Source organism: Siminovitchia sediminis (assembly GCF_042680885.1).
In the GTDB taxonomy this organism is placed as follows: Bacteria; Bacillota; Bacilli; order Bacillales; family Bacillaceae_C; genus Siminovitchia; species Siminovitchia sediminis.
Genome location: NZ_JBHUEO010000004.1, coordinates 170141 through 195219 on the forward strand (window position 1 = coordinate 170141; position 25079 = coordinate 195219).

A 25079-nucleotide genomic window follows, 5' to 3' on the forward strand; every position below is an offset into this window, starting at 1 on the left:
ACTTATGAAAAGCTCAGATCATTTATGCAACAAGACAAGTATGCTAGTATGTAAGAAAAGCACATGATGCACAGGCACACAATATGCACAAGCAGAATTTTGATAAAAGGGGGGATTTCAGCATCGCAGCCAACTTGCTCTGACCATCATGAGATTTTTGCTCAGAAGTGCTAAGGTGAACGGTTCTATCCAAGGCTAAGCTTTGGCGCAGCAAGATTTTCTCCTGGATCAGCTGGCCGCCTCTTGCTGCCGTACAGCTCCTGCGTGACAGGCTTGGAGATGCGTACAATGTCCGCTGCCGATGCTTTCCATGTCCTGTCATGCAAGCTTATGCCTGTACCGATATCCATGGCCCCAGAGCAAGTCTTCCGAACCTTGAACCAATAAATACTTCACAGTTTGAACCCGTTCTGATATTAAATAAAGTCATTGGAGGATGTTTTTATGAGTAAAGAAAAAGGGCAAAAGCTCCTCGGGGAAGAAAGAAGAGACTGGTTGCTAACCTATTTAAAAAGTCACCCCGGACCAGTGACAGGCATGACATTAGCTGAAAAAGCCAATGTCAGCCGACAGGTGATTGTAGGGGATATCACGTTATTGAAAGCCCGGAACGAACCGATTATCGCCACAAGTCAGGGATATGTATATATGCCTGCAGCAAATGGGCGAGTGGCAGAAAAAATTATTGCCTGCCGGCATGACTCGGGCCGGACCGAACTAGAACTACAAATCATCGTCGATCATGGCGTCACTGTGAAAGATGTGAAGGTTGAACACCCTGTTTATGGGGATTTGACGGCTTCCATTATGGTTTCAAACAGACAGGATGTTGCGGATTTCATACAAAGAATACAAGAAACAAATGCATCACTTTTATCAGAATTAACTGGCGGTTTTCACTTACATACTCTGACGGCAACAAACGTACAAATGATTGAAAAAGCTGAAGAAGAACTGAAAAAAGCAGGAATTCTTGTGGAAGAAAATGAAGAAAACGGAGTAGACTCTTGACGAGTTCCCTCCGTTTTTAAATCTCTGTATGGATAAGAGTGAGAGGATGAGCAGTCCAGGCTGAGCTTCCTATGTTTAATATTTATGCGCCGGAGCTAAGGACATCCACTTTCGCCACGAATTCCAGTCTGCGGAATTTCGCCAGCAGTTCGTCCATATCTATATTCATCTGAGTGACATCCAGGGACAGCGTGACATTGGCACGCCCCTGGATCGGAATCGTTTGGTGAATGGTTAACACATTACAGTGCGATGAGGCAACGATCTTCAGCAATTTTGAGAGGGCTCCAGGCGTATCTTCCAAAAAGAAGAAAAGCGAAATAATTTTTTCTTTAACAACCGTATGGAAAGGAAAGACTGTATCTTTATATTTATAATACGCGCTTCGGCTTAAATCTACCTGTTGCACTGCCTCCCAAATCGATTCGGCTGAGCCTTTCTCAATCAGTGCCTTAGCCTCCAGCGTTTTTCTCATGGCTTCCGGCAGAACATCTTCTCTCACTAAGTAGAACTTTCGATCCACTTCCCTTTTCCCCAAATTCATCTCCCTCCAAGCCCAGAACACCTAATCAAGAAACTCAAATTCATAATCTAACAGCCGGACAGTATCCCCATCTTTTGCTCCTCGCTGACGAAGGGCATCATCTACTCCCATGGATCGTAACTGTCGTGCAAAGCGGCGGATGGATTCCTCCCGTGAAAAATCGGTCATTTTAAAGAGCCGCTCTACTTTTGCACCGCTGACCACATAGCTCCCATCAGATTCACGTGTAATCGTAAACGGATCCTCCGTTTCTTCATGCTTATAAACCACCCGGTTGACCTCTTCGCTTTCTCCAACCGGTTCATGCAGCGGAAATTCAGGGGTTTCTTCCAACTTATCGGCAATCCCGAACAATAGCTCTCTCAGCCCTTGCCGGGTTAATGCTGAAATGGGATAAATCGGATAGTCCTGTTCTAGACGGGATTTAACATGTTCCAAGTTGTCCGATGCACCAGGCATATCCATTTTATTGGCGACAATGATTTGCGGTCTTTCCATCAGCCTCAAATTATATTTCTCAAGCTCTTCATTGATCGTCAGATAATCTTCATACGGATCCCTGCCTTCTGTAGCAGACATGTCCAGAACATGTACAATCACCCTGGTTCTCTCAACGTGACGAAGAAACTGATGGCCTAACCCAATTCCTTCATGTGCTCCTTCAATCAGTCCCGGGAGATCTGCAATAACAAAGCTTCGGTCATCATCCGTCTGTACTACACCGAGGTTCGGTTTAATGGTTGTAAAATGATAATCTGCAATTTTAGGCTTTGCAGCAGAAACCACTGACAATAATGTTGATTTGCCCACATTGGGAAACCCGACCAGTCCCACATCAGCCAGGAGTTTCAGCTCGAGAATCACTTCACGCTCTTGTCCGGGTTCACCATTTTCAGCAATTTCCGGTGCCGGATTAGCCGGAGTTGCAAACCGGATGTTTCCTCTTCCTCCCCGGCCTCCTTTGGCAATCACAGCTTTCTGTTCATGTTGGACCAGGTCAGAAATGACTTCTCCTGTCTGTTCGTCTATTACAACCGTTCCCGGCGGGACTTTCACAATCAGATCTTCTGCGCTTTTCCCATGCTGGCCTTTAGACATGCCATTCTCCCCGCGCTTTGCTTTAAAATGGCGCTGATAACGAAAATCCATCAATGTTCTTAATCCTTCATCAACCTGGAAGATGACGCTGGCTCCTCTTCCTCCGTCTCCGCCGGCCGGTCCGCCCATCGGCTCGTATTTTTCACGACGGAAAGCAACCATGCCATTTCCGCCATCGCCGCCTTTTACATATACTTTTACTCGATCTACAAACATGTTCGACACTCCATTCTGGACCCGTTAACCGTTCAAATACCATAAAGCCTGTATCAGCCATTCATGGTGTCCCGTCTTTTCATATGTGACTTGATCAGGATAACTGTCTTGCTCAGACAGCCAATGTTTCAATTCTGTTTCATTTTCTAGTATACCGTTGAACTCAAAAAGAAACCGTGCAGTTTCATCAGTGGCTTCTATTTTTACAGTCAGGATATTTTCATAATAAGGGACAACCGCCTGATTCATCAGGTCAAAGAAAATTATAATCCATTCTGTAAGCAAGTTATCATCTAATGTCAGTTTTTCCGGTATGGTTACGAGCTCATAATCTAACTTGAAATGATATCCCTTCCAATTGTGCGTTAGCAAAGTTTCTGCGAAACGAGGCAGCTTTATATTGGACAGCATGGCTTCCTGTTGCATATCAATGACGATTTCTTCCATTATCCGTTCTGCTTGCTCAGGCTTCCCCATCGACAGATTTCCTTTAATCAGCTGCAGTCTATTCAGCCAATCATGTCGTGTATATTTTAATGTCTCTAGAACCGTCCAATGTTTACTCATCCCTGCTCTCCTCATATAGACTTATTCTCTATATATTATAACAAAATAGCGGTGTCTGTAAGGAATTGCTTACCATTTTTATTTAGATGTAACAAAAAAGCCCTAACCGGAATGTCGGTTAGAGCTTAAAATTTCTGATATATACATGTTCGTTCAGCTCCGGAGCTGAACAAGAATTTATGTGTCGGCTCAATTACGCCTCTTGAGCTTCGGGATAAACACTCACTTTTTTCTTGTTGCGTCCCAGACGCTCAAAACGGACAACGCCATCCACTTTGGCAAATAGAGTGTCGTCTTTACCGATCCCTACGTTTTCACCAGGATGAACCTTCGTTCCGCGTTGGCGATACAGGATGGATCCGCCTGAAACAAATTGGCCGTCTGCCCGTTTGGCACCAAGGCGTTTTGCTTCAGAATCCCTTCCGTTTTTAGTGGAACCCGCTCCTTTTTTGGATGCAAAAAACTGAAGATCCAATTTCAACATATCGATTCACCCCCTGTTTGTAAAAATGATGTTTATATACTCGCCATACTCATTTTCAATGGTTTGCAAAGACACAATCATGCCCTGAAGAAGCAGCTGCATCCGTTCAGATGCTTCCGCCGGCAGCCCCGATGGGATCGTACAGGAAAGAAATCCACTGTCCGTCTGCTCAATATCGGGTGTGACCCCTGTTAAGCTAATCACGGCATTGAGGGATCCAAAAGCTACAGCCGATGCTCCAGCACAAACAATGTCCTGGCCTTTTTCCGCAAATTCTGCGTGGCCGCTCATTGTAAAAGATGTAATATTCCCTTGGACATCTTGGCAAATCTCAACATGTATCATTGTTTTTACCCATTAAGCATTAATTTTTTCAACTACAAGTTTCGTGAATGGCTGGCGATGCCCTTGCTTTCTGCGATAGTTCTTTTTAGCCTTATATTTGAAAACAACAAGTTTCTTTTGACGTCCTTGTTTTTCAACTTTGGCTGTAACCGTTGCTCCCTCAACAAATGGGTTGCCCACTTTCACATCGTCGCCGCCTATGAAAAGAACTTTATCAAAAGTGAATGTATCACCTTCAGCTGCATCAAGTTTTTCCACGTAAATCGGCTGGCCTTCTTCAACCTTAATTTGCTTTCCGCCTGTTTCAATGATTGCGTACATACGTCGCACCTCCTTATTTACTAAGACTCGCCGGAAGTAAGGTGACTATTGTGGAATAGCACTTGTGAACCCATTCCGAGCGGTTGTAGCACGGGTGCTACAAACTAACATTGCAATCTTATCATAACAGATTGTCCTGTGTCAATCATCGCCTTATTCTTCCGGAATCATTTCCTTTAGCCTGATGTTTACCTGCTTATTTGCAAAGTAAGCATGAAGCATTTCATTTTCGTCCATGGATCGGATATTGTCCACATGAATTAAATGCTTGCAGCCGCGCTGGAATTTCTCCATAACGTGATAAATCCATTCATTTCCGTCGGCTTCGATGATCTCTAGCCGTTTAATGCCCGCATTGTTACCATAATATCTTTCAAGTAAAAATCTCATGAATACAAACTGTATTTGTTTCCATTCAAGCCAAAGGCTGATGTATAAATAAATCATGACAATCCATAAATGCAAATGAAGAGGGTAAATTAGCAATACGGTGAAGTGTAAAATAGCCAGGATAACAGCAGAGCTAATAATTGTATGTCTCATTGCGGATAAGAACGGCTTTTTTACGGATAAAAAAAGATAAAGCAGCTTCCCGCCATCCAGCGGCCAAACAGGAAGCAGATTAAATAAAAATACCATCGTATTAAACTGATGGAATATGAAAGCACCCTCTCCTGAAACTAATCCCGCTGACTCCAATAGAAACACGGCAGCTCCCAGCCAGATATGCTGAAGGGGCCCGGATAAAACGATGACTAATTCTTCTTTCAGCGGACGATTACCATGTTCATCCACTTCACATTTGCCGCCGAAAGGAAGGATCAGAATTTGTTTGATTTTCCATGAAAAATAGGAGGCAGCCGCTGCATGCCCCAGCTCATGGACAAATACGATAAGAAAAAGAATGAATAGTTCCCAAAAGTAACCGGTAAGCATGGCCGTTCCGGCAACAAGCCAAAAAAGAGGATGCATCCTGACTTTTCCAAGCAGCCTCCACAACTTAATCAAGGTTCATCACCTGTATCGGATCAATGAAGGTATCCTCTTGCTTAATGGCAAAATAGTATTCTCCATGATTGTCATTGGAAGACACCGTACCAATGACCTGTCCTCCTTTTACGCGTTCATGCGGTTTTATGCTTGTTTCATTTAATTTTCCATACCACGATTCAGAACGATCACTATGTTGAATGATGACTGTATGGCCGATATCTTCCTTTTTTCCTGAAAAAATCACCACACCATCAGCCCCTGCTTTGACGGCAAAGTCTTTTTCAGTCTCAATGATGATTCCCCTGCCATCATGTGAAAAACCCTCTGTTATTTTTGCTCCAACCGGCAGCGCATAATCCTCACGGATCACCTGCTGGACAGATGGCTCTTGGTTAGGGTCTGGAAAAAGAACAAGCGGTTTGCCGAATTGGCTTTCGTACCAATCCGAAACTGCAGCAAATTGAAATTCTTTTTCCATCGCATCATTTACCCATGAACGGACCTGGTCAAATCGGGAGGAAGAAGATTGATAAAGGATGGCAATAAGTAACACGAGTACAGCCGAAGAGAGCATCTTAAAAATAAATATTTCTTTCCTCCATAAAGGATGGATCGCAGGTTTTGGTTCATAAATGTGGCGGTTTTCATCTACATCATCAACAGGCGTCTGAGGAATATATTCGTAAGGTTTCTCTGTCATGCGACCGTTTAAGCGCCTTCTTTTTGCAATTCTCTTTTTTATCTTATTGACCCGATGGCTCATCCCCACCATCTCCCTTGCATGAAGTTTCTACACTAACCTATGACTTGTCCTTTATGAATATGCGGTGAAAATAAGCTTGCCAATGACCGTGGTGCTCAAGAAAGCGCATGGGATGCTCAGCCCCGGTAACAGGATGATTCCCGAGACAAGCAAATGCACAAATAGACAGATGGAGCTGCCGGAAACTTGTATAGCCCGCACTGCCATTCAGATCAAAACGGAAAAACACGTTCTGGGAAGCACCGTACTCAGACTTCACTTCCCCCGGCATATATTACTCTGTTAACATCTTCTAAAAAACAAAAAAGCCCTGGCTTTTAAGCCAAAGCTTCTTTATTAAAGATATAGATCTATCAGGAACGGGCAAAGAACTGTTTAATCCGCGCAAACATACCTGCCTTTTCCTCGGTTAAAGACTGAAGCGGCACGGATTCTCCCAGGATCCTTCTTGCAATATTTCTATAGGCTATGGATGCTTTGCTGTTAGGGTTGAGGGCAATGGGCTCTCCTTGGTTGGAAGATCGTATCACTTCATCATCATCTTGTACAATACCCAATAAATCGATCGATAAATGCTGTGTGATTTCGTCAACATCCAACACTTCCCCTTCTTGCATCATCCTGCTTCTGATTCTATTAATGATTAATTTGGGCGATGTTAAATGATCTTCTTTTTCAAGCAGGCCAATAATTCTATCTGCATCCCTTACAGCTGAAATTTCAGGTGTTGTCACAACAATTGCCTGGTCTGCTCCCGCCACGGCATTTTTGAACCCCTGTTCAATTCCAGCAGGGCAATCAATCAATACATAGTCATACTCCTGCTTTAAATCAGTGACAAGTGCTTTCATTTGCTCAGGATTAACGGCAGATTTATCACTCGTTTGAGCTGCAGGGAGCAAGAATAATTTATCTTCGAATCTTTTATCTTTCACAATGGCCTGATGCAGCCTGCACCTTTCCTCAACAACGTCAACAAGATCATATATAATCCGGTTTTCAAGGCCCAGCACGACATCCAGGTTGCGAAGGCCGATATCTGTATCGATCAGGCAGACTTTTTTACCTTGCAAAGCAAGTGCTGTTCCAAGGTTCGCGGATGTGGTTGTCTTTCCGACTCCTCCTTTGCCGGAAGTAATCACGATAGCCTCACCCATAATAATGCCCCCCTTTAAATCTAGTAATATTCGGTCTCAAATGCTTAAGCACTTGCAGATTGTCAATGATAATTTGCTCGTTCTGATCTATATAGGCACATTCCGTTTGGTGATCTGCTTCCTGATCATAGTGATCAGGAGCACGGCTAATGCAATCTGATATCCTCAATTGCGAAGGGGTCATAAAGGAGGCTACAATTACTGATTCATTCCGCCCTGTGTAACCGGCATGGGCAACTCCCTTCAGTGCTCCCATGATAAAAATATTTCCTCCTGCACGAACGGTTCCACCGGGATTGACATCACCAACGAGCAGCAGGTCTCCCGGGACTTCAAGAACCTGACCAGACCTGACAATCGCAGCAACAGATGTCACTTCCTGGCTTTCCACCATCATCTGTGCCTCGGCTTTTGTAATCACATTACTTTCAATCTCTTCAACAATCAAATTTTTCTTTTGACGAATAATCTCTTTTAATTCCTCTTGCTGTTCAGCCGTCAAATAGCGATTTCCTGTTAGAATACGTACGGAAATCAGCTGGCTGTCCTCAGAACCTTGTAATTCAAATAGTTTTTCTCCCAGTTCTTGTAACAGTCCTTCGTATGAACAGCGGTCATTTAATAGGAGTGAGAGGCCGCTTTTTGTGCCTTTAATCATCACATTTTGTTGTGTTTTCATGTTCAGCGGGCACGAAAAGGTTGTAAAGACATGCCCTTATATCTCCTTTCAAGACAAACATCACTATTTAAGGCAAGATTCATTTTGTCATTTTCGACAATGGGCTGCACATTTCCTCTTTTTGTTATGAATTTCCCATCCTTTTTATTCATCGTTCACTTCTTTCTTCCTTTTTTGAAGCCAAATTGTAAAAGGGAAGAAAATTAGGAGGTAAAATACGAGATTCATAAATAGCGTTGGAAGCAGCCTGTCAAAAACAAATGGCGAAGTTGCCACCTGGACATTGAACAGGAAAAGGTTCAAAACATACACAAGTATTTCTACTAATGATAACATGACGATTGTTATTAAACCGGCGGTAAAAACATTGATCTGTAAAACCTTTGTCATTTTGGAAGCAATATAGATCGAGATAGGGAACAGAAATAGATACACCCCGATCAGACCGGTATAATAAATGTCAAATAACAATCCAAATATCGCTGCATAAATCAGGGTAACATTCCGATAGTAGTAAATCCCCATTAAAATGAGGACAACCAATAAAAACCGGGGAGTTACAACCCAATCAGAAATGAGTGAAAAAGACGGGAAAAATTCCACGTAAAGACTATCAGCATAAAAACATACCACTGTCACAAGAGGGAGGATAAACCGTTTCATTCCTCTCCACCTTCCGGTCCAGGCATGGATCGGGCCACTACAATGACATGCTCAAAATGATAAAAATCTGCCGATGGTTTAACATAGGCGGTCTGGGTCAATCCAAACTGATCCAGTTCAAGTTCCTCCACTTTTCCAATATCAAGCCCTTTAGGGAAGATTCCTCCCAGGCCTGAAGTAATGACACCTTGACCCTTTTCCAGCTTGACGTCATCGATAGGTAGGTCTTTCATCAAAAGCATGTCCTTTTCTTTATCATAACCGTCGATTAAACCAAAGACAGACTTCTCTCCCTGTATTTCTGCGGCCACCCGATTTCTCGTATTTTCCGAGCTCAGCAATTCAATCGTCGAGGTCATTTCTGAAGTGCTGACGACTTTACCAATTAATCCTTTCGACGTGATAACAGCCATATCAGGTTGAATTCCGCTCTTTTTCCCCTTATCAATAATAATTTTTTCAAACCAGCGGTCAGGCGCTCTTCCGATGACCGTTGCCTGTATCGGAGTAAATTCCCTCAGATTCTCTGTTTTACCCAATAATTCCCTGAGTTCTTGATTATCATTTTTTAAATCTGTAATTTCCTTTTCAAGTTGTGCCAGACCTTCAAGCCGCGCCTTCAATTTCTTATTTTCTGTGTATGTATTTTGAAGATCCTCAATACCCTCAATAAATGACGCAAATTTATGGGCCGGTTTTGCTGCTAAAGATTGGCCAAATCCCACAATATCCTTAACAAACTGTTCAGGACGGGAAATGTTTTCTTTGTCTCTCAAGGAAAAACCTATTAATGAAACGAGAATAATGATCCCGATCAGTAGGATGATGAGACGCTTATTCAGAAAAAAATTCGGCATCATGTCCACCTCTAAAAATCTAATAGCCTGCCGGTTTCCTGCAAAAATGCATGGAAAAGCAGAGGACCGCCCTTGCAAGCGGCCTCTTGCTTTTCCTTCTCTGCCCGGGGGTAGGCTTTATGCCCGGTCTTTGAACAGATGAATATGATCTAGCGCTTTTCCTGTACCAATAGCCACACAATCAAGCGGCTCTTCTGCAATTATGACTGGCATCTTTGTCTCATCACTGATCACTTTATCCAGATTTCGAAGAAGTGCACCTCCACCTGCCAGTACGATGCCCCTGTCCATAATATCAGCAGCCAGTTCTGGCGGTGTATTCTCCAATGTGTTTTTAACAGCATCAATGATTGCATATACAGTATCATGCAAAGCGCTGGAAATCTCTTCTGCTGTGATTTCAATGGTTTTCGGCAGTCCGGTCAGTAAATCACGGCCCCGAATCTCCATATTATCAACATCTTCTGTTCCGCCTGCAGAACCAATTTCGACTTTAATCGATTCTGCGGTTCTTTCACCTATTAGCAAGTTATAATGTTTACGGATATAATTGACAATCGCCTCGTCAAAATTATCTCCTGCGGTACGAATTGAATTGCTGGCAACAATTCCACCCAGGGAAATAACTGCAACTTCAGTCGTACCACCACCGATGTCTACAACCATACTGCCTGTCGGTTCCCAAACGGGAAGATTTGCACCAATCGCTGCAGCAAAGGGCTCTTCGATAGGGTATGCATCCCGCGCTCCGGCTTCCCTTGTAGCATCCAGGACAGCTCTCTGCTCTACAGCTGTAATTCCCGATGGCACGCAAACCATAACATACGGCTTGCCGCTAAATGATCCTTTTGATTTGGCCGCCTGCTTAATAAAATATTTCATCATCGTAGCCGTTGTATCATAATCTGCAATGACCCCATCTCTCATGGGCCGCATGGCGACAATATTACCCGGGGTGCGTCCAATCATGTTTTTCGCATCATTACCCACAGCTACAATCTTTTTTGTCTCTGTGTTCATGGCCACAACAGATGGCTCACGCAAAACAATTCCTTTTCCTTTTACAAAAACAAGGGTGTTCGCTGTCCCCAAGTCAATTCCTAAATCTTTCGTTCCAAATCCAAACATGATTGTATCTCCCTTTCTAACCCCATTGCATTCATTTTGAATATATGTTAAGACATAGCCTGGAAAAAGACGATATCCGTGTTTATCGACAAAAAATCACAAGATTTATTATATCCTATCAGCTCTAAAAATCATAGCCTCACATAAATCCTTTTTCTTTCATACTTACATATTTATTATCGCCGATAATCAAATGGTCCAAGACTTCAATTCCCATGATTTTACCGCACTCGGCCAATCTTTTGGTGACTTCAATATCTTCTCTTGATGGTGAGGGATCGTAGGGTAGGAACCATGCGCCTTACTCTGTTTTCCAAAGCAGGTTTCACAGCTCCCCCCTCAGAACCGTACGTACACCTTTCAGCGTATACGGCTCGCCAGTTGACTGATCGGAATTTGCTTCTCATAGTGGTCATGATGGCACTTGTAACATAGGACAATGGTTTTTCTATTCCGTTCTATCATTTTCTTGTCCAAATATGTTATGTGCTTCTTTTTCTTCAAATCCTTTAACTTACGGACATGATGAACCTCCATCTGACCTTCTGTTGTCCCACACGCTTCACATTTATTTGCTAATAAACGTTGTTCAAATTCAGTTCTACCCGAATATTTCATTGTGTTAATTAATACATCAATATCGCGAGAGTCAGCTTTGATAGCACCCTTATGCTTCGGCAGGTCTTTCAGCTTTACGAACTGATGAAGCTTCTCGTTGCCATGTTTGTCTTTCCGAACCAGGGATAAGACTCCTTGTTTATGCGTTCGCATGCTGGAAGCAACTTTCATGGAGGTACTTCTTCGTTTATTAGCAATTGTTTTAATGAAACTACTCTCGGCTAAGTAAAACAGTTTATCTAAATGGTGATAGTTATTAGCTAGCTTGTAGTAATTTGCGATTCCTCGCAATTCTGCGTTATAGGTATGAAGTATTTCCATTTCCGAATTGTTTATTAGTTTTGCTCTGTGTAAAATTTTAAAGTTGTCTAAGTTACCATATCCGTTTTTAATTGCAAATTCTTTGATTTTCTTTTCAGGAATTTCTAACTTTATGGCACCTGATAGGGTTCTCTTTTTTAATGGATGTTTTTGTTTTTTGCAAGTAACCCTCTTGACCTTAACCTCATTCCATCTACGAAATTCATATCCAAGAAAGGGTATTGGATTCTTTAGATGGGTTACGAGTGTTTTTTCATCACTAAGTTCAAGATGAAGTTCTTTTTTAAGAAAATATTTAATCGTTTCCTTCATTTTCATAGCACATTGTTTTGAGGCAGCCATTCCAATTACAAAATCATCAGCATAACGGACATATTTCATTCTTTTATAATTTTTATCCATTGGGTCGATAGAAGGAACTTTTACTTGTTTGGCTTTAAGTTCCTGAATATTGAGGACTAATTCCTCCCTGCCTTGCCAATGGTTATGCCCGTTTGTTTCATCAAGTCTTTTAATCTTCCGTGATAGTGTACTGATTTTTGATCGAACCTTGACGTACTCCTCATTTCTTGTTCTAACCTTACCTTTATCAAATTCCTTCATTTGTTTTTCCATAAACAGGTCAAACTCATGAAGATAGATATTGGCTAGAATAGGAGAGATGATACCTCCTTGTGGAGTACCACTGTAGGATTTATGATATGTCCAATTTTCCATTACACCACTGGTTAGTACATTATGAATTAATAGCAGGAAACGATGGTCATTTATTTTCTTTGAGATAAGTTTTAATAGCACCGTATGGTCAATATTGTCGAAGAACCCCTTAATATCTCCTTCAATACACCACGTTAAACCTTTCCACGTGTTTTTGATTTGAGAGAGTGCTGTATGACAGCTTCGACCTTCTCTATATCCGTGTGAGTCTTCAGAGAATATGGAGTCATAAATATTTTCCAATATCATTCTCATAACTTCCTGTACTAACTTATCTTTGAAATTAGGACTCTTTTTTCCATTTGATTTAGGAATATAAACCCTTCTTACAGGTGAGAAACGGAATGTTCCAGCTTTTAATTGCTCTATGATGCCATCTACTTTTTGTAAACTGAAACCATCTTTTGTTTCATTAGATATTCCCTTTGTTAGATTTCCTGCATTCGGATATAGCTTTGCATATGCTTTAATCCACAACTCTTTGTTATACATGAGACGGTAACAATCCGTAATGATGTTTCCTTTTTGAGAAGCATTCCTTATAACGTTCAACTGCCGAAATGGATTAGTTGCCATATTCATGGCTCCTTTCCAGTTAACGTTAACGTCAACCTGTCTCCCTTCCCCCTGCTAAACTCATTACAAGCAAACGTTGGGTACTATGGAGACTCCGTTACCATATGCAATTTTCATAGACCTTTGTCTAATAGCCTGTTGGCACTTGCACTTAGGTAATCCCTGCATTATGTCATAATTTTAGAAACGTGATGGTTAGGTATCCCTTTCGACGGTTTCCTCTAGTTGAGGATTGAAGGACAAACCTTACTATGGACAGGAAAGCGGTGATTTCCAACAGACGCTCTGGAGATACGTCTCCCATTTTGTCCTCATTGCCTGTTAGCTATCGTAGACAATGGCGCACCCATCGCTCATTCGTCCAGGATTCAAGCAGTGCAGCTTTTACCATACATCACTTGGTCTGAAGAACTGACTCGACGATAGATAGCTTTGTCGTCTATTCTCCTTTTTACATCCTGCTCTGTTCCCTCTATGAGTTTCCTCTCAAGGTAAGATGCTGACCATAGAACATTGTAAGGAGTTCTAGATTTCGGTAGAAATCACTAAAATTACGCACCTTGCAGGCGCACTCCGGATGGATGATTATGGAAACAGATAATAGAAGCAGCCGACCTGCGAAATGCTTCACGAAAAACCTCTCTGGGGTGGACAATAGAAGCATTCAAGCTGCCAATAAAAACAGTTTGCCTATGGAGGACTTGATTCTTTGTGTTGAGGTACAAACATACGAAGTGTTCCTGTGTTAAAAATCTCATATCATTCATGACATAATTCGCACCATCTTCAGGGCTGCGTATTATATAACGATCATCATACGTAAGGTTGCTGATCCTTCTTCCTAATTCCACTGCTGCTGCAATTTGAACTGCCTTGGCTTGGCCAATCCCCTTGATGCTCATTACCTCTTCTAATGCTGCATCCTTCAGCCATAACAGCCCGCCGAATTGAGTCAGCAGCCTGTTGGCCAATTGCAGGGCAGATTCAGATTTGGTGCCTGTTCTTAGTAAGATGGCGAGAAGTTCATGGTTGGAGAGGCTGACAGCCCCGTGATGGATTAGTCTTTCCCTGGGACGTTCTTCTGCAGGAAAGTCCCTGATCATCAATGCATCAGACTCGTTCATTCTTTCCTCCTCTTTCAAGCATAATTTACACCGGGTACCCCATTTTCTTCAAAACACGCAATAAGCGGCCGATCGGAAGGCCGACAACGGAATAGTAGTCACCCTGGATGGATTTTACAAGGAGCCCGCCTTGTCCCTGGATCCCGTAGGCACCTGCTTTATCAAAAGGTTCACCGGTATTTACATATTTCTCAATATCCTCATCCGACAATTCCCAAAAAATAACATCGGTCTTTTCATAAAAGGTATGAATAGTTTCGTCATGGATGACGGCCACACCCGTATATACAGAATGGGTATTTCCCGAGAGTTCCGATAACATCTTTTTGGCAGACTCCCGGCTGGCAGGCTTTCCGAGAATTTTGTGACGATAAACGACGATCGTATCCGAACCAATGACAAAGGAATGCGGATATAGCCTTGCTGCTTTCTTAGCTTTTCTGGCTGCGAGCGTTGTTACGATATCGCCCGGCGGCAATTGGGATTCAATGGATTCGTCAATATTGGGTGAATAGGATTCAAATGGGACAGACAATTTTTCCAGAAGTTCTTTGCGACGGGGGGATGAAGAAGCTAAAATGAGGTTTGCCATGCGGTTATTCCTGCCTTTCTCATCAAATGGGAGATACACCTCCATCCTATCAAATAAGCATGCAAGAAACAATAGAGAGAACAAGTAGAGATGGTGAGCGGCGCAGTACAAAAAAAGCCCTCTTCTAAACAGAGGACTCATGAGCTGCAGTATAATATACTTTTAAAAAATTTAATAATGATTGCTGGGCTTTTGTCAGACTTTCCCTGTCTCCTGAAGCGGAAAAGGCACTTAATTGTTGATAAGCGTCATCCAGCTGGTCTCGCATATCTATCCCTGCCTGCTGCTGAATCTCCTGCCCCTTAAACTGTGCAATGACTGTTTCCGCTGTTTGAAGGCTTTGTTCATCCACTTGGCCTGTAGCCTGAGCACCTGCTGCAGCTTTCGCAAGCGCGCCAAAGACAGCTGGAGCTTCTTTGATCCAGTTTGCATCCGCTTGGCTGTCCACTTTGATCTGTTGTTCAGGAACACTAAATTCCTTTGTATATACATCAATCCCTTTGGCTTCGTAATCATCCGCCCAAGCTTTTGCAGATGTGACATTATCCGCAATTCCAACGAATAAAAACTGCTGATCATCCACATTCATAGAAACTGTCGGGACTCCCTGACTTGCCAACTGGCTGGATGTACTCTCCGCAGCCTCTTCCGTTGAGAACACTCCCCCCTGTACAACAGCAGCTGTTAAATCAGGCATTGTTGCTGAAACAGATCCGGCTTGTCCCGCTCCGGTGTCAGCGGTTACCCCCGGCGTTGCATCCGTCAGCGCTGTCCCGCTCTCCGGGTTTTCGACGAGCTTTAAGACGAACAACCCAAACCCGAGTCCTATTGCAACAGCTAAAGCAGCAGACACCAGCAGGCCGGCTTTATTTTTAGCCAACTTTTTTGGAACAAATGGAGCCAAACTCATTTTGGATCCAGGCTTCTTTTGATGAGAGGTGCCTTCTTTGCCGGTTGTTTTCTTAAATTCAGGTACTTCTTTTGAATCTTTCTCCGGCAACACCCACTCAAAATCATCTCCACGCAGCTGATCTTCCGCTGCCGCCGTCTCCTCCTTGGCTTTACTCCAATCTTTTATAAAGACCTCATCTTCTTTTAGAGACTGCTCCTCCCCATTAATTTTCAACTTCATCTGCTTTTTGGCCTGCCTTTTCTTACGTGCCATTTCAATCAGTCCTCCCACTCTAGTAATTTTGTTCATAGTAGCACTTGAAATAAAAAAAAGGACAAGACTTTTGTCGTCTCGCCCTTAAAGGATTTCGCCAATATCCCCTTTGGTTTTATGTATTATGAAAAGATCTTCAGTAATTCTTCACATTATACTTTTTGATGCTGGAAGTTTATCACGAAATAGCATCCTGCAATTTCTTGTAAAACTTTAATATTCCTACAGCCTTTGCATGATGACTATGAAAGGGAATAGGTTTTAATTGATCGATCATTAGCGGGTTGTCTTCAAGCCCTTCATTGGTAATATGGTCAGCTATCATTTTTCCGAACAGTGAAGACATGGCAGCGCCATGACCACAATATCCAAACCCAAAATAAGTTCCATCTTCGAGCCGGCCCATATATGGGATCATCTCTTTCGTGAAGCCTACTTTTCCTCCCCATTGATATTCAACGCGTACGCCTTTTAATTGCGGGAATACCTTGAGCATTCCTTGATGAAGCTGATGGAAAAGGTTTTTTTGGTCCCGTTTGCTCGATGCTCTTCCGGATCCGCCAAAAGCGAGCCGATGATCGGAGGTTCTTCGGAAATAATATAAAAGTCTTTTTGTGTCATGAATCGCGCGGTCATTTTTAATAATATCCTCCGCCAGCTCTTCAGGAAGAGGCTCCGTCGAGATCATAATGCTTTCTATCGGTATAACCGATTTCTTAATTGTTGGGTTTACATCATCTGCATATCCATTTGTTGCAATGACGAGTTCGTCAGCAATGACCCGGCCTTCCGGCGTAGTCACGGTAACTTTACCTGAATTCCTTTCTATTTTTATAGCTGGGGAGTTTTCATATATGATACCGCCCATTTCTTCCACAGCTTCCGCCAGGCCAAGCGCATAGTTCAGCGGGTGAAAATGCGCACTCCCATAGTCAATTCTTCCTCCCTGATAGAAAGAAGTATTCATTTCAGAAGGCAAATCTTCTTTTTCTACAATCTTGATATCGTGATAGTTCATTACACGAGCCATATATTCCTGATCCCGCTTTAACGCATCCATATGACCAGGTTTATAAGCTGCAAAAAGGTCACCGTTTCTTTTGAAATCACAACGGATCTGATGCTTATTTATGATGTCCTCAATTAAATGAATAGAATCCAGGGAGAGCTGCCACATCATTTTTGCTGATTCCAAGCCTTTCTTTTTTTCCCATGCCTCCATGGATCCAATATACCCGGTGAGTACTTCCCCCCCGTTTCTTCCGCTGGCTCCTTGACCGGCTTGCCATTTTTCAACGATGATCGCTTTTACATTCTTTTTTTGCAAGTGATAGGCCGCAGATAGACCGGTATACCCTCCTCCAATAATCACAACATCGCAATGTGTATCTCCCTGAAGATGGGGCCTGTCCTTCCTGTGATTGGACGTTGCTTCCCACATGGATAATGGTTTCATTCCGCATTCCTCCAGCTCTATTCTCTATTTGAATACGCCTTCTTATTGACCCACCATTCTTCTTGCAATTTAAGTGCCAACTTTTAAAACGGCGGCAGACAGTCCTTTCAAAATTTTTATCGGATTCTGTATATTTATTTTTACATAAATTATTCTATTAAGCATAAAAAAGCCCAATGAATATTCCATTGAGCGTAGAAATTAAAAAAAACTCAAATACCAGGCAAGTATTTCATGGTGATAAAAGTAAGCGGCTAGAGTACCTATACCTATGAATGGCCCAAACGGGATCGGCTCTCGTTTTCTCACCATCCCGGTCATCAGGCCTATTCCACCTGCCAATGCTCCAAACAATACAGCCAGAAAAAAAGAAAGCAACACCAATTTTGTACCAAGAACCAGGCCCAAAACTGCAAATAACTTAATATCTCCCCCGCCCATCGCTCCCCTGCTGACCATCGCAATCAATAGAAGCAGCCCAAATCCTGCTGCAGCGCCAGTGATGGAATCCCACCAGGGCTGAAGCGGGTCTATGAATCTTACAATAAGAAAAATCAGAGTAAACACAATTAGTATCTTGTCAGGAATCAACATATAACAAATATCCGTTACGGTGATGATCATAAACAAGGAGATCAGAGTACATGCAATCAAAAAGTCAAACGTCCAGTCAAAATGAAGATAGGCCATAACAAAAAGGATTCCTGTTAACAGTTCGATCAACGGATAAAGATAGGAAATGGGTTCGCTGCAATGGCGGCATTTGCCTTTGCAAACCACAAAAGAGATCACAGGGATCAGTTCAATGGGGGATAAGGACTTATGGCATTTGGGACAGGAAGATCCAGGTTTGATCACTGACTGATTCATCGGAACCCGCAGTCCTGCAACATTAAAGAAGGAGCCAAATAGAAGCCCATATATAAAAATAATGAATATCATGGATAGCGAACCCTTTCAAATTCAAATTTTATCTATACATTTTCAATAGACGATTATGATAGATACAAGATACAAAACATAAAGCCTCATATGAAAGGCAGGAAAAGATGTGAAATTTCTCAGGAGGCCCTGACGGATATTTATTAAGACGGGGAGGTGCCGGTGGGGGTGTGTTCTGACAGAGAGTGCCGGCATTATTGATGAAAGAGGGCGTCTATATAATCGCCCTCTCATAGTATCACGTTTTGATATCCGGCAGATCAACATCTATGTATATAATTATGTTAACAAACTCCCAGTTTCCTGTCACTGTTTATACGAAGACTTTAAAAATTCATTTATTTCATCAATAACTTTATTAACAAAGGTTTTGCTTCGGATATAAAATAGAGAGAACCTGTAATCGCCAATATATCATCAGAATCGAGCCGGTGCACTTCATTTTTGACAAGGCGCCTCCAGTCTTCGTCAACTGTCGCATGTTCCATATTCCCTGCTTCTTTTAGCTGTATCGCAGAAGCTGCTCTCGGAAAATCAAACTGAGTCAGGTAGATTTCCGCATGAATTTGGTTCAGCTGATCAAGCATGGAGGATAAATCTTTGTCTTCCAGCGCAGCAAAGATAATTTTAAGCTTTTTTTCTTTATAACGGCATTTCATCGTTGCGGCAAAAGCTTGCAGTCCCTCTGCATTATGTGCACCATCTAATATAACTGTCGGATGCTCATGCACAATTTCCATTCTCCCCGGCCAATGTGCTTTTGCCAATCCGTCTCTCATATTTTCTTCAGTGACATGCACGAGGGCCCTTGCATTCATATACTGCAAACCCGCCACAGCCAGTGCAGCATTATCGGTTTGATGGCGTCCAAGCATAGAAATCTGTAACTGGTCAAGCCGCTTCCATCTTGACTGGAATGTAAACTGCTCTCCGCCAGCAGCCGGCTTATAATATTCCACTTTAAAATCCCGGCCCAGCTGAAACAGGTCTGCCTTTTGCCTGTCCGCTTCTGATTGAATGACTGTCCTGGCTGCCTCCTGCTTTGCCCCTGTAAAGACCGGTATGCCCTGTTTAATAATCCCCGCCTTCTCAAAGGCAATTTCTTCCATGGTGTCTCCTAATATACGCATGTGATCCATCCCAATATTCGTAATCAATGTAATGAGAGGATGAACAACATTCGTCGAATCATAACGGCCTCCAAGCCCTACTTCCAACAGAGTAAAATCCGGCTTGCGGATGTTTGCAAAATAATAGATGGCCATGGCTGTGATGACCTCAAATTCAGTAGGGGAACCCAAATCACCTTTTTCCATCTCTTCTGTCAACGGCTTTACGATTTTTACGAGCTCCACTATATCCTTATTAGAAACCGGTACTCCATTCAAGCTGATTCTCTCATTAAAAGTCTCTATATAGGGGGAAGTGAACGTCCCTACATCATAACCGGCCTCCTGCAAAACGGAACGAAGGAAAGTGACTGTCGATCCCTTTCCATTTGTACCGGCCACATGAATAACACGAAGATCCTTTTCAGGGCTTCCCATCTTTTTCATCAGCCACTCCATTCTGGCCAGGCCCGGGTTTATCCCGTGTTTTAATCGGGAGTGGATCCATGAGACGGCCTCTGAATAAGTATTCATCAAATCCTCTCCTCGTATTATATTTTTCTAGAACAAAAATTTGTGCCTTGATAACTGAATGATAGAGTTTTTTACTGTTTCCATACCGGCCGGTTTGCCAAGCCACTGATCTTCTGTTTTAAACCCTAGGCATAGCGAAGCTACTTGCCATTAACTGAAGTGTCCGATTCTTAGCAGTGACGGAAAGGGGGCGGGGCCCCTGCCGGCTAGAATCGATTTGTCCGGGTTATCATATGTTGCAGGCGGAGCTTCCAGGCTTTTCTTTCAGCTCACCTGCATCCATCGTTTCCAGGCTTATTCCAAAATCAAATGGTCCTTTCCGTGAAATTATTTGCAGGTACTGATGTCAGCTCTAAAAAACTGGATGTATGCTTCCTCGACAGCGAGGATACACGCCTGAAGGAAGAGACACTTCCTAATGACTTAAATGGCGCCAATCAAATAAAGGAAAAAATTCCAGCCTATAATCAACGGGCCCATTACGAGAAAATTGTCATCGGAAAGGAAAGGCAAAGGCCGATTCAGTGACCCCGAAAAATTGGCAAAAACCATCCGGAAAGCCATAAGATAAAATGCTTTTGAATCCTTTCAGTCATACCCGAACAAACGTTTCTTAAATTGGGCGGATTTAGTTCAGTGCGCCATTTTTTTGGATAAAAAAACATTGACAGCTATTTCTTTTTTCATTATTTCATTGACTTATTACCACAAGTCTTTTCGAAAAGTAAGGGAAGCAAACCCACCCCGGATTCACTTCCCTGTACTTGTCAAAAGCCCGGATGAAACCTTACTGATCCATTTTCCTGGACTTATTCAGCAGATTTTAATTCTTGGAGACGCTCCTCTACTGTCGCACGTTTGGCCAGGTAATCTTTCTCTTTGGCACGCTCTTCATCCACGACCGCCTGGGGAGCTTTGTTTACAAATTTTTCATTGCTTAATTTTTTCTGCACTCTCTCCACTTCGCTGTTCCATTTCTCCCATTCTTTTTCTAAACGTTTGATTTCTTCCTCAATGTTTAATAACCCTGCCAGCGGAAGAAATAGTTCCACTCCGGAGACAACTGCAGTCATTGATTTTTCTGGGGCTTTCAAGTTTACATCCATGGTCAGTTCCTCTGGATTGCAGAATCTTTCGAGATAGTTGCTGTTCTTTTGTAAAATATCAAGTATCTTTTCGTCCTGTGCTTTCAGCATTAATGTGATTTTTTTGCTCATGGGCGTGTTCACTTCGGCACGGATGTTACGCACCGATCGAATGATGTCCATCAAAATTTTCATTTCATTTGCTGCTTCCGGATCTGAGAGACCTTCCTGCACCTTAGGCCAGGAAGCAACGGTGATAGAATCACCTTTATGCGGTAAATTTTGCCATATTTCTTCAGTAATGAACGGCATAAATGGATGCAGGAGTCTCATTGTCTGATCAAGTACATAAGCCAGAACAGATCGGGTTGTTTTCTTCGCATCTTCGTCTTCACTATAAAGAGGAAGCTTTGCCATTTCAATGTACCAATCGCAAAAATCATCCCAAATAAAGTGGTACAATACCCTTCCCACTTCTCCAAACTCGTATTTGTCCGAGAGTCTGGTGACCGTCTCGACGGTTTCGTTCAATCTTGTCAAAATCCATTTGTCTGCTGCCGACTTCTTCCCTGATAAATCAATTTCCTCGTAAGTAAAACCTTCCATGTTCATTAAGGCAAAACGGGAAGCATTCCAGATTTTATTGGCGAAGTTCCAGACGGACTCTACTTTTTCCATGCTGAATCTGAGATCTTGGCCTGGTGAACTGCCGGTTGCAAGGAAGTAGCGGAGAGAGTCTGCGCCATATTTATCAATCACATCCATTGGGTCCACACCATTGCCAAGGGATTTACTCATTTTTCTTCCTTCTGCATCACGGACAAGTCCATGTATCAGGACATCCTTAAACGGCCGTTTGTCTGTGAATTTCAATCCTTGAAAAATCATTCTTGATACCCAAAAGAATATAATGTCATAGCCGGTTACAAGGCAGTCCGTTGGATAATAACGTTTATAATCGGCTGATTCCGTATCCGGCCAGCCCATGGTGGAAAATGGCCATAATGCCGAGCTGAACCATGTATCCAAAACATCCGGATCTTGTTCCCAGTTTTCTTCATCAGCAGGCGCTTCTTGGCCTACATACACTTCGCCGGTTTCTTTATGATACCACGCCGGAATGCGGTGACCCCACCACAGCTGGCGTGAAATACACCAGTCACGGATGTTTTCCATCCAATGAAGATAGGTTTTTTCAAATCGGTCGGGGACAAATTGAACTTTTTCTTCGGATCGCTGCAATTCAATGGCTGCATCTGCCAAAGGCTGCATCTTAACAAACCATTGAGTAGACAAATATGGTTCTACAACAGCCCCGCTCCGTTCGGAATGTCCGACAGAGTGCATATGTTCTTCAATCTTGAAAAGGATCCCTTCTTCCTGAAGATCATTAACAATTTGCTTTCTGCACTCAAATCGGTCCATACCGTTATACTTGCCTGCTTTTTCATTCATCGTCCCGTCTTCATTCATGACCAGTACGCGTTCCAGGTTATGCCTGTTCCCAATTTCAAAGTCATTTGGATCATGGGCCGGTGTAATTTTAACGGCTCCGGAACCAAACTCCATGTCCACATAATCATCTGCGACAATCGGAATTTCCCTGCCGACAATCGGCAAAATGACTGTTTTTCCAATCAGATGTTGATAGCGCTCATCATCTGGATGCACAGCAACAGCTGTATCACCAAGCATGGTTTCGGGACGTGTGGTCGCAATCTCAATAGAGCCGCTGCCGTCCGCCAACGGGTACCTCATATGATAGAAAGCGCCTTGGACATCTTTATAAACAACCTCTATATCAGACAGGGCCGTTTTTGTAGCCGGATCCCAGTTAATGATATATTCACCGCGATAAATAAGTCCTTCATTATAAAGACGGACGAATACCTCGCGAACTGCTTTGGAAAGCCCATCGTCCAATGTGAAACGCTCGCGGGTGTAATCCAATCCCAATCCAAGCTTCGCCCACTGTTTACGAATGAAATCCGCATACTCCTCTTTCCATTCCCATGTTTGTTCGAGAAATGTCTCCCGTCCGAGGTCATAGCGGCTTTTTCCTTCTTTGCGAAGCTGTTCTTCCACCTTTGCCTGGGTGGCGATTCCTGCGTGATCCATTCCCGGAAGCCATAATACATCATACCCCTGCATTCTTTTCATACGGGTTAAAATATCTTGGAGAGTGGTGTCCCACGCATGCCCCAAATGAAGCCTGCCCGTTACATTGGGCGGCGGAATCACAATGGTATATGGCTCCTGGTCGGGATTATTTTTCGGCTCGAAATATTTCCCCTCAATCCACCATGCGTATCTGTTTTTTTCAATTTGAATGGGATCGTACTTCGTTGGCATGTCAATACGGTTGTTATCCATGAAAAATCCTCCTCATTAAACAAAATAAAAAGCCCCCTTCGTTGAAAAGGACGAAGGGAGCTCATTCGCGGTACCACCTTTTTTCACAGGCTGACTGAAAGCCTGGCACTTAAATGGGTTAACGGATCTTCTCCGGCTTTCGCTACTTTTAATGTTCACGAAAACTGCTCAAGGGCGACTTTCCGTTGTTCCGGCTTAGGAAATTCACAGCAATCATTTCCCTCTCTGAAAGCGGATGACAACATACTCTTCCCTATCTTCGCATATCATTGTCATTCATCTATTTTATATAGTATGAAAATTTTTATGTGAAGTCAAATCGATCGGCTAAAAAGTTGCGAGGCACAGAACAGCCCAGTCTTACATAGTTTATCAAAGGAAGCTCTGTTGAGGAGGGTTGGAAATGAAAAGAAAATTTAACCAATATACATTTCGCTCCTGGGTCAGAACGTTTAAAGATGCGTGCAGGCAGCTGATTATTCCTTTTACCATTTTCCAAGCAATACGGACTGTTTTATTCCCTTCCACCATTGATGTATTACTGTTAACCATTTTTATTGCTTTGGCACTTGCCTACCATTATGAAATTATATAAATACCCTTCCTATATTAACCGGAAGGGGGAGGTTCGTTCTCTTCGCTTTTCTGCTGCTCCATTTGTTCAATATTCATCACTAAGTACTCGGTATTTTTCAAATACCAGTATTGTTTTTGCAGTTCTCGAACAAACTGATATTCATTTTTCTTTTTACCGGCAGAGAAATATTGATCCACTACATGAATGGCACCTTCCGGATGTGCCAAATATCCCAAAAACAATAACATTTCCTCTTTCTGAAATGGAAAGTATTTTAAATAAATGGACAGCCATTCCAGCCCTTCATGAAATTTGTTGGGATACGTGCTCAACGATCTGGATAGGAATGGAAGCAGATCCTGAATGGGAGATGCTGTCCGGGTAGATTCAAAATTGATAAAATACCCCTTCCCGTTTTCATCATATAAAAAATGGTCCGATGAGACTTTTCCATGAACAATCACACTTCTGCCTTTTGTCTGTTCTTTTGTCACTTCAAACCACTCATGCAGTTTGCGTATGGAATAATTCTGAGCCAGTGCAATTTCATGATAGAGCATACAAAACAGGAGCTGGAACGGCGACATATAGACATTCTGTTCTGCACGTTCAATATATTGCTCCAGAGCTTCTTTTTCCTTTTCCCAGCGGGCCGCTGTTCTATCAAAATGCTCTTTTCTCTCACTCTCTGATATGTCCACTTCTCTTGCAGTAATAGAATGCAGCCTGGCCAACTCCCGAAACAGCTCTATTCCCTTTTTGTACTGTCCCTCTCTTTCCCGGTCATCAAGCCAGGGCATGAGGTAGAACAGATGACGATGAACCAACACCCCATAACGTCCGTCCATTGTCGGGTAGACCGGAACAATTCTATGGTATCCGCGCTGATAAAGCAGCTGTATATATTGTAAAAAATCAACACCATGCTTGGCCTGTATCCTTTTTAAAGCAAAACTGCCTTTATCTGTATATAACTTATAGACACGCCCATACTCCTCGGCATATTTCACTGTCAATCCATACTGTCCTGCAATGTAGTCGATGTTATATGGCTGGTTCATATG

At 42.8% G+C, this 25079-nt stretch carries 24 protein-coding genes, 2 pseudogenes and 2 other annotated features; of the genes and pseudogenes, 3 read left to right on the top strand and 23 right to left on the bottom strand.

Features of this window, described 5'->3' with window-relative positions; translation table 11 throughout:
- Positions 1-444: 444 nt before the first annotated feature.
- Complete coding sequence (locus ACFSCZ_RS02210) at positions 445-1011, top strand: transcription repressor NadR (protein ID WP_380772079.1); 567 nt, start codon at positions 445-447, stop codon at positions 1009-1011.
- 82 nt (positions 1012-1093) lie between these two features.
- On the opposite strand, the gene ACFSCZ_RS02215 is transcribed toward ACFSCZ_RS02210, so the two are convergent.
- The 21 genes and pseudogenes from ACFSCZ_RS02215 to ACFSCZ_RS02315 form a co-directional block, all read right to left on the bottom strand.
- Complete coding sequence (locus ACFSCZ_RS02215) at positions 1094-1555, bottom strand: ACT domain-containing protein (RefSeq protein WP_380772081.1); 462 nt, start codon at positions 1553-1555, stop codon at positions 1094-1096.
- A 21-nt stretch (positions 1556-1576) separates the two neighbouring features.
- Positions 1577-2869 (bottom strand): GTPase ObgE, encoded by a 1293-nt coding sequence (gene obgE / locus ACFSCZ_RS02220; RefSeq protein WP_380772083.1) that lies wholly within the window; start codon positions 2867-2869, stop codon positions 1577-1579.
- Positions 2870-2893: 24 nt separating this feature from the next.
- Entirely contained in the window at positions 2894-3436 is a 543-nt protein-coding gene (locus ACFSCZ_RS02225) for a Spo0B C-terminal domain-containing protein (protein WP_380772085.1), read from the bottom strand.
- 193 nt (positions 3437-3629) lie between these two features.
- Positions 3630-3920 carry a 50S ribosomal protein L27 gene (rpmA, locus tag ACFSCZ_RS02230; RefSeq protein ID WP_380772086.1) on the bottom strand — a complete coding sequence of 97 codons (291 nt, stop codon included), beginning with the start codon at positions 3918-3920 and terminating at the stop codon, positions 3630-3632.
- A gap of 6 nt (positions 3921-3926) precedes the next feature.
- The gene (locus tag ACFSCZ_RS02235) at positions 3927-4265 is read right to left on the bottom strand and encodes a ribosomal-processing cysteine protease Prp (protein ID WP_380772088.1); all 339 of its coding nucleotides are present in this window, start codon (positions 4263-4265) and stop codon (positions 3927-3929) included.
- Between the two features lie 12 nt (positions 4266-4277).
- The gene (rplU, locus tag ACFSCZ_RS02240; protein ID WP_380772090.1) at positions 4278-4586 is read right to left on the bottom strand and encodes a 50S ribosomal protein L21; all 309 of its coding nucleotides are present in this window, start codon (positions 4584-4586) and stop codon (positions 4278-4280) included.
- 13 nt (positions 4587-4599) lie between these two features.
- Positions 4600-4681: a sequence feature (ribosomal protein L21 leader region), on the bottom strand.
- Positions 4682-4739: 58 nt separating this feature from the next.
- Positions 4740-5594, bottom strand: a complete 855-nt coding sequence (locus ACFSCZ_RS02245) for a M50 family metallopeptidase (protein ID WP_380772092.1) — start codon at positions 5592-5594, stop codon at positions 4740-4742.
- Positions 5587-6342 (bottom strand): peptidoglycan DD-metalloendopeptidase family protein, encoded by a 756-nt coding sequence (locus ACFSCZ_RS02250; RefSeq protein ID WP_380772094.1) that lies wholly within the window; start codon positions 6340-6342, stop codon positions 5587-5589. Before ACFSCZ_RS02250 ends, ACFSCZ_RS02245 begins: the two co-directional genes overlap by 8 nt.
- Before the next feature lie 353 nt (positions 6343-6695).
- Positions 6696-7499, bottom strand: a complete 804-nt coding sequence (gene minD, locus ACFSCZ_RS02255) for a septum site-determining protein MinD (protein WP_380772095.1) — start codon at positions 7497-7499, stop codon at positions 6696-6698.
- Positions 7492-8178 carry a septum site-determining protein MinC gene (gene minC, locus ACFSCZ_RS02260; RefSeq protein ID WP_380772097.1) on the bottom strand — a complete coding sequence of 229 codons (687 nt, stop codon included), beginning with the start codon at positions 8176-8178 and terminating at the stop codon, positions 7492-7494. Before minC ends, minD begins: the two co-directional genes overlap by 8 nt.
- A 144-nt stretch (positions 8179-8322) precedes the next feature.
- Positions 8323-8841: a rod shape-determining protein MreD gene (gene mreD / locus ACFSCZ_RS02265; RefSeq protein WP_380772099.1), complete on the bottom strand. Its 519-nt coding sequence runs from the start codon at positions 8839-8841 to the stop codon at positions 8323-8325.
- A complete protein-coding gene (gene mreC / locus ACFSCZ_RS02270; RefSeq protein WP_380772101.1) occupies positions 8838-9698 on the bottom strand; it encodes a rod shape-determining protein MreC in 861 nt (286 codons plus the stop codon). Before mreC ends, mreD begins: the two co-directional genes overlap by 4 nt.
- Positions 9699-9815: 117 nt before the next feature.
- Positions 9816-10826 carry a rod shape-determining protein gene (locus ACFSCZ_RS02275; RefSeq protein ID WP_380772103.1) on the bottom strand — a complete coding sequence of 337 codons (1011 nt, stop codon included), beginning with the start codon at positions 10824-10826 and terminating at the stop codon, positions 9816-9818.
- Positions 10827-10965: 139 nt separating this feature from the next.
- Positions 10966-11106, bottom strand: a pseudogene (locus ACFSCZ_RS02280) (JAB domain-containing protein); the annotation flags it as partial.
- Positions 11107-11186: 80 nt separating this feature from the next.
- Positions 11187-13058: a reverse transcriptase domain-containing protein gene (locus tag ACFSCZ_RS02285; RefSeq protein WP_380772105.1), complete on the bottom strand. Its 1872-nt coding sequence runs from the start codon at positions 13056-13058 to the stop codon at positions 11187-11189.
- 572 nt (positions 13059-13630) lie between these two features.
- Positions 13631-14182, bottom strand: a pseudogene (radC, locus tag ACFSCZ_RS02290) (RadC family protein); the annotation flags it as partial.
- Between the two features lie 25 nt (positions 14183-14207).
- Entirely contained in the window at positions 14208-14774 is a 567-nt protein-coding gene (locus tag ACFSCZ_RS02295; protein WP_380772107.1) for a Maf family protein, read from the bottom strand.
- 124 nt (positions 14775-14898) lie between these two features.
- Entirely contained in the window at positions 14899-15939 is a 1041-nt protein-coding gene (locus tag ACFSCZ_RS02300) for a hypothetical protein (RefSeq protein ID WP_380772109.1), read from the bottom strand.
- Positions 15940-16117: 178 nt separating this feature from the next.
- Positions 16118-17395: an NAD(P)/FAD-dependent oxidoreductase gene (locus ACFSCZ_RS02305; protein WP_380772111.1), complete on the bottom strand. Its 1278-nt coding sequence runs from the start codon at positions 17393-17395 to the stop codon at positions 16118-16120.
- Positions 17396-17596: 201 nt separating this feature from the next.
- Positions 17597-18337 carry a prepilin peptidase gene (locus tag ACFSCZ_RS02310; RefSeq protein WP_380772113.1) on the bottom strand — a complete coding sequence of 247 codons (741 nt, stop codon included), beginning with the start codon at positions 18335-18337 and terminating at the stop codon, positions 17597-17599.
- A gap of 338 nt (positions 18338-18675) precedes the next feature.
- Complete coding sequence (locus tag ACFSCZ_RS02315; protein WP_380772115.1) at positions 18676-19980, bottom strand: bifunctional folylpolyglutamate synthase/dihydrofolate synthase; 1305 nt, start codon at positions 19978-19980, stop codon at positions 18676-18678.
- 321 nt (positions 19981-20301) lie between these two features.
- On the opposite strand from ACFSCZ_RS02315, the gene ACFSCZ_RS02320 reads away from it, so the two are divergent.
- Entirely contained in the window at positions 20302-20508 is a 207-nt protein-coding gene (locus ACFSCZ_RS02320) for a hypothetical protein (protein WP_380772116.1), read from the top strand.
- Positions 20509-20789: 281 nt separating this feature from the next.
- Here ACFSCZ_RS02320 and ACFSCZ_RS02325 read toward each other — a convergent pair whose 3' ends face one another.
- Complete coding sequence (locus ACFSCZ_RS02325; protein ID WP_380772118.1) at positions 20790-23438, bottom strand: valine--tRNA ligase; 2649 nt, start codon at positions 23436-23438, stop codon at positions 20790-20792.
- A gap of 43 nt (positions 23439-23481) precedes the next feature.
- Positions 23482-23707, bottom strand: a binding site (T-box leader).
- 134 nt (positions 23708-23841) lie between these two features.
- Here ACFSCZ_RS02325 and ACFSCZ_RS02330 point away from each other — a divergent pair.
- Positions 23842-24033 (top strand): hypothetical protein, encoded by a 192-nt coding sequence (locus tag ACFSCZ_RS02330; protein WP_380772121.1) that lies wholly within the window; start codon positions 23842-23844, stop codon positions 24031-24033.
- Positions 24034-24047: 14 nt separating this feature from the next.
- Here the strand turns inward: ACFSCZ_RS02330 and ysxE are convergent, their stop codons facing one another.
- Positions 24048-25076: a spore coat protein YsxE gene (gene ysxE / locus ACFSCZ_RS02335; protein ID WP_380772123.1), complete on the bottom strand. Its 1029-nt coding sequence runs from the start codon at positions 25074-25076 to the stop codon at positions 24048-24050.
- Between the last annotated feature and the right edge of the window lie 3 nt (positions 25077-25079).

What these genes read in the sequence shown, in the direction of transcription:
- ACFSCZ_RS02210 (WP_380772079.1), top strand. Translation starts at nt 445, where the DNA reads ATGAGTAAAGAAAAAGGGCAAAAGCTCCTCGGGGAAGAAAGAAGAGAC.
- ACFSCZ_RS02215 (WP_380772081.1), bottom strand. Translation starts at nt 1,555, where the DNA reads ATGAATTTGGGGAAAAGGGAAGTGGATCGAAAGTTCTACTTAGTGAGA.
- obgE (WP_380772083.1), bottom strand. Translation starts at nt 2,869, where the DNA reads ATGTTTGTAGATCGAGTAAAAGTATATGTAAAAGGCGGCGATGGCGGA.
- ACFSCZ_RS02225 (WP_380772085.1), bottom strand. Translation starts at nt 3,436, where the DNA reads ATGAGTAAACATTGGACGGTTCTAGAGACATTAAAATATACACGACAT.
- rpmA (WP_380772086.1), bottom strand. Translation starts at nt 3,920, where the DNA reads ATGTTGAAATTGGATCTTCAGTTTTTTGCATCCAAAAAAGGAGCGGGT.
- ACFSCZ_RS02235 (WP_380772088.1), bottom strand. Translation starts at nt 4,265, where the DNA reads ATGATACATGTTGAGATTTGCCAAGATGTCCAAGGGAATATTACATCT.
- rplU (WP_380772090.1), bottom strand. Translation starts at nt 4,586, where the DNA reads ATGTACGCAATCATTGAAACAGGCGGAAAGCAAATTAAGGTTGAAGAA.
- ACFSCZ_RS02250 (WP_380772094.1), bottom strand. Translation starts at nt 6,342, where the DNA reads ATGAGCCATCGGGTCAATAAGATAAAAAAGAGAATTGCAAAAAGAAGG.
- minD (WP_380772095.1), bottom strand. Translation starts at nt 7,499, where the DNA reads ATGGGTGAGGCTATCGTGATTACTTCCGGCAAAGGAGGAGTCGGAAAG.
- minC (WP_380772097.1), bottom strand. Translation starts at nt 8,178, where the DNA reads ATGAAAACACAACAAAATGTGATGATTAAAGGCACAAAAAGCGGCCTC.
- mreD (WP_380772099.1), bottom strand. Translation starts at nt 8,841, where the DNA reads ATGAAACGGTTTATCCTCCCTCTTGTGACAGTGGTATGTTTTTATGCT.
- mreC (WP_380772101.1), bottom strand. Translation starts at nt 9,698, where the DNA reads ATGCCGAATTTTTTTCTGAATAAGCGTCTCATCATCCTACTGATCGGG.
- ACFSCZ_RS02275 (WP_380772103.1), bottom strand. Translation starts at nt 10,826, where the DNA reads ATGTTTGGATTTGGAACGAAAGATTTAGGAATTGACTTGGGGACAGCG.
- ACFSCZ_RS02285 (WP_380772105.1), bottom strand. Translation starts at nt 13,058, where the DNA reads ATGGCAACTAATCCATTTCGGCAGTTGAACGTTATAAGGAATGCTTCT.
- ACFSCZ_RS02295 (WP_380772107.1), bottom strand. Translation starts at nt 14,774, where the DNA reads ATGGCAAACCTCATTTTAGCTTCTTCATCCCCCCGTCGCAAAGAACTT.
- ACFSCZ_RS02300 (WP_380772109.1), bottom strand. Translation starts at nt 15,939, where the DNA reads ATGGCACGTAAGAAAAGGCAGGCCAAAAAGCAGATGAAGTTGAAAATT.
- ACFSCZ_RS02305 (WP_380772111.1), bottom strand. Translation starts at nt 17,395, where the DNA reads ATGAAACCATTATCCATGTGGGAAGCAACGTCCAATCACAGGAAGGAC.
- ACFSCZ_RS02310 (WP_380772113.1), bottom strand. Translation starts at nt 18,337, where the DNA reads ATGATATTCATTATTTTTATATATGGGCTTCTATTTGGCTCCTTCTTT.
- ACFSCZ_RS02315 (WP_380772115.1), bottom strand. Translation starts at nt 19,980, where the DNA reads ATGAATACTTATTCAGAGGCCGTCTCATGGATCCACTCCCGATTAAAA.
- ACFSCZ_RS02325 (WP_380772118.1), bottom strand. Translation starts at nt 23,438, where the DNA reads ATGGATAACAACCGTATTGACATGCCAACGAAGTACGATCCCATTCAA.
- ACFSCZ_RS02330 (WP_380772121.1), top strand. Translation starts at nt 23,842, where the DNA reads ATGAAAAGAAAATTTAACCAATATACATTTCGCTCCTGGGTCAGAACG.
- ysxE (WP_380772123.1), bottom strand. Translation starts at nt 25,076, where the DNA reads ATGAACCAGCCATATAACATCGACTACATTGCAGGACAGTATGGATTG.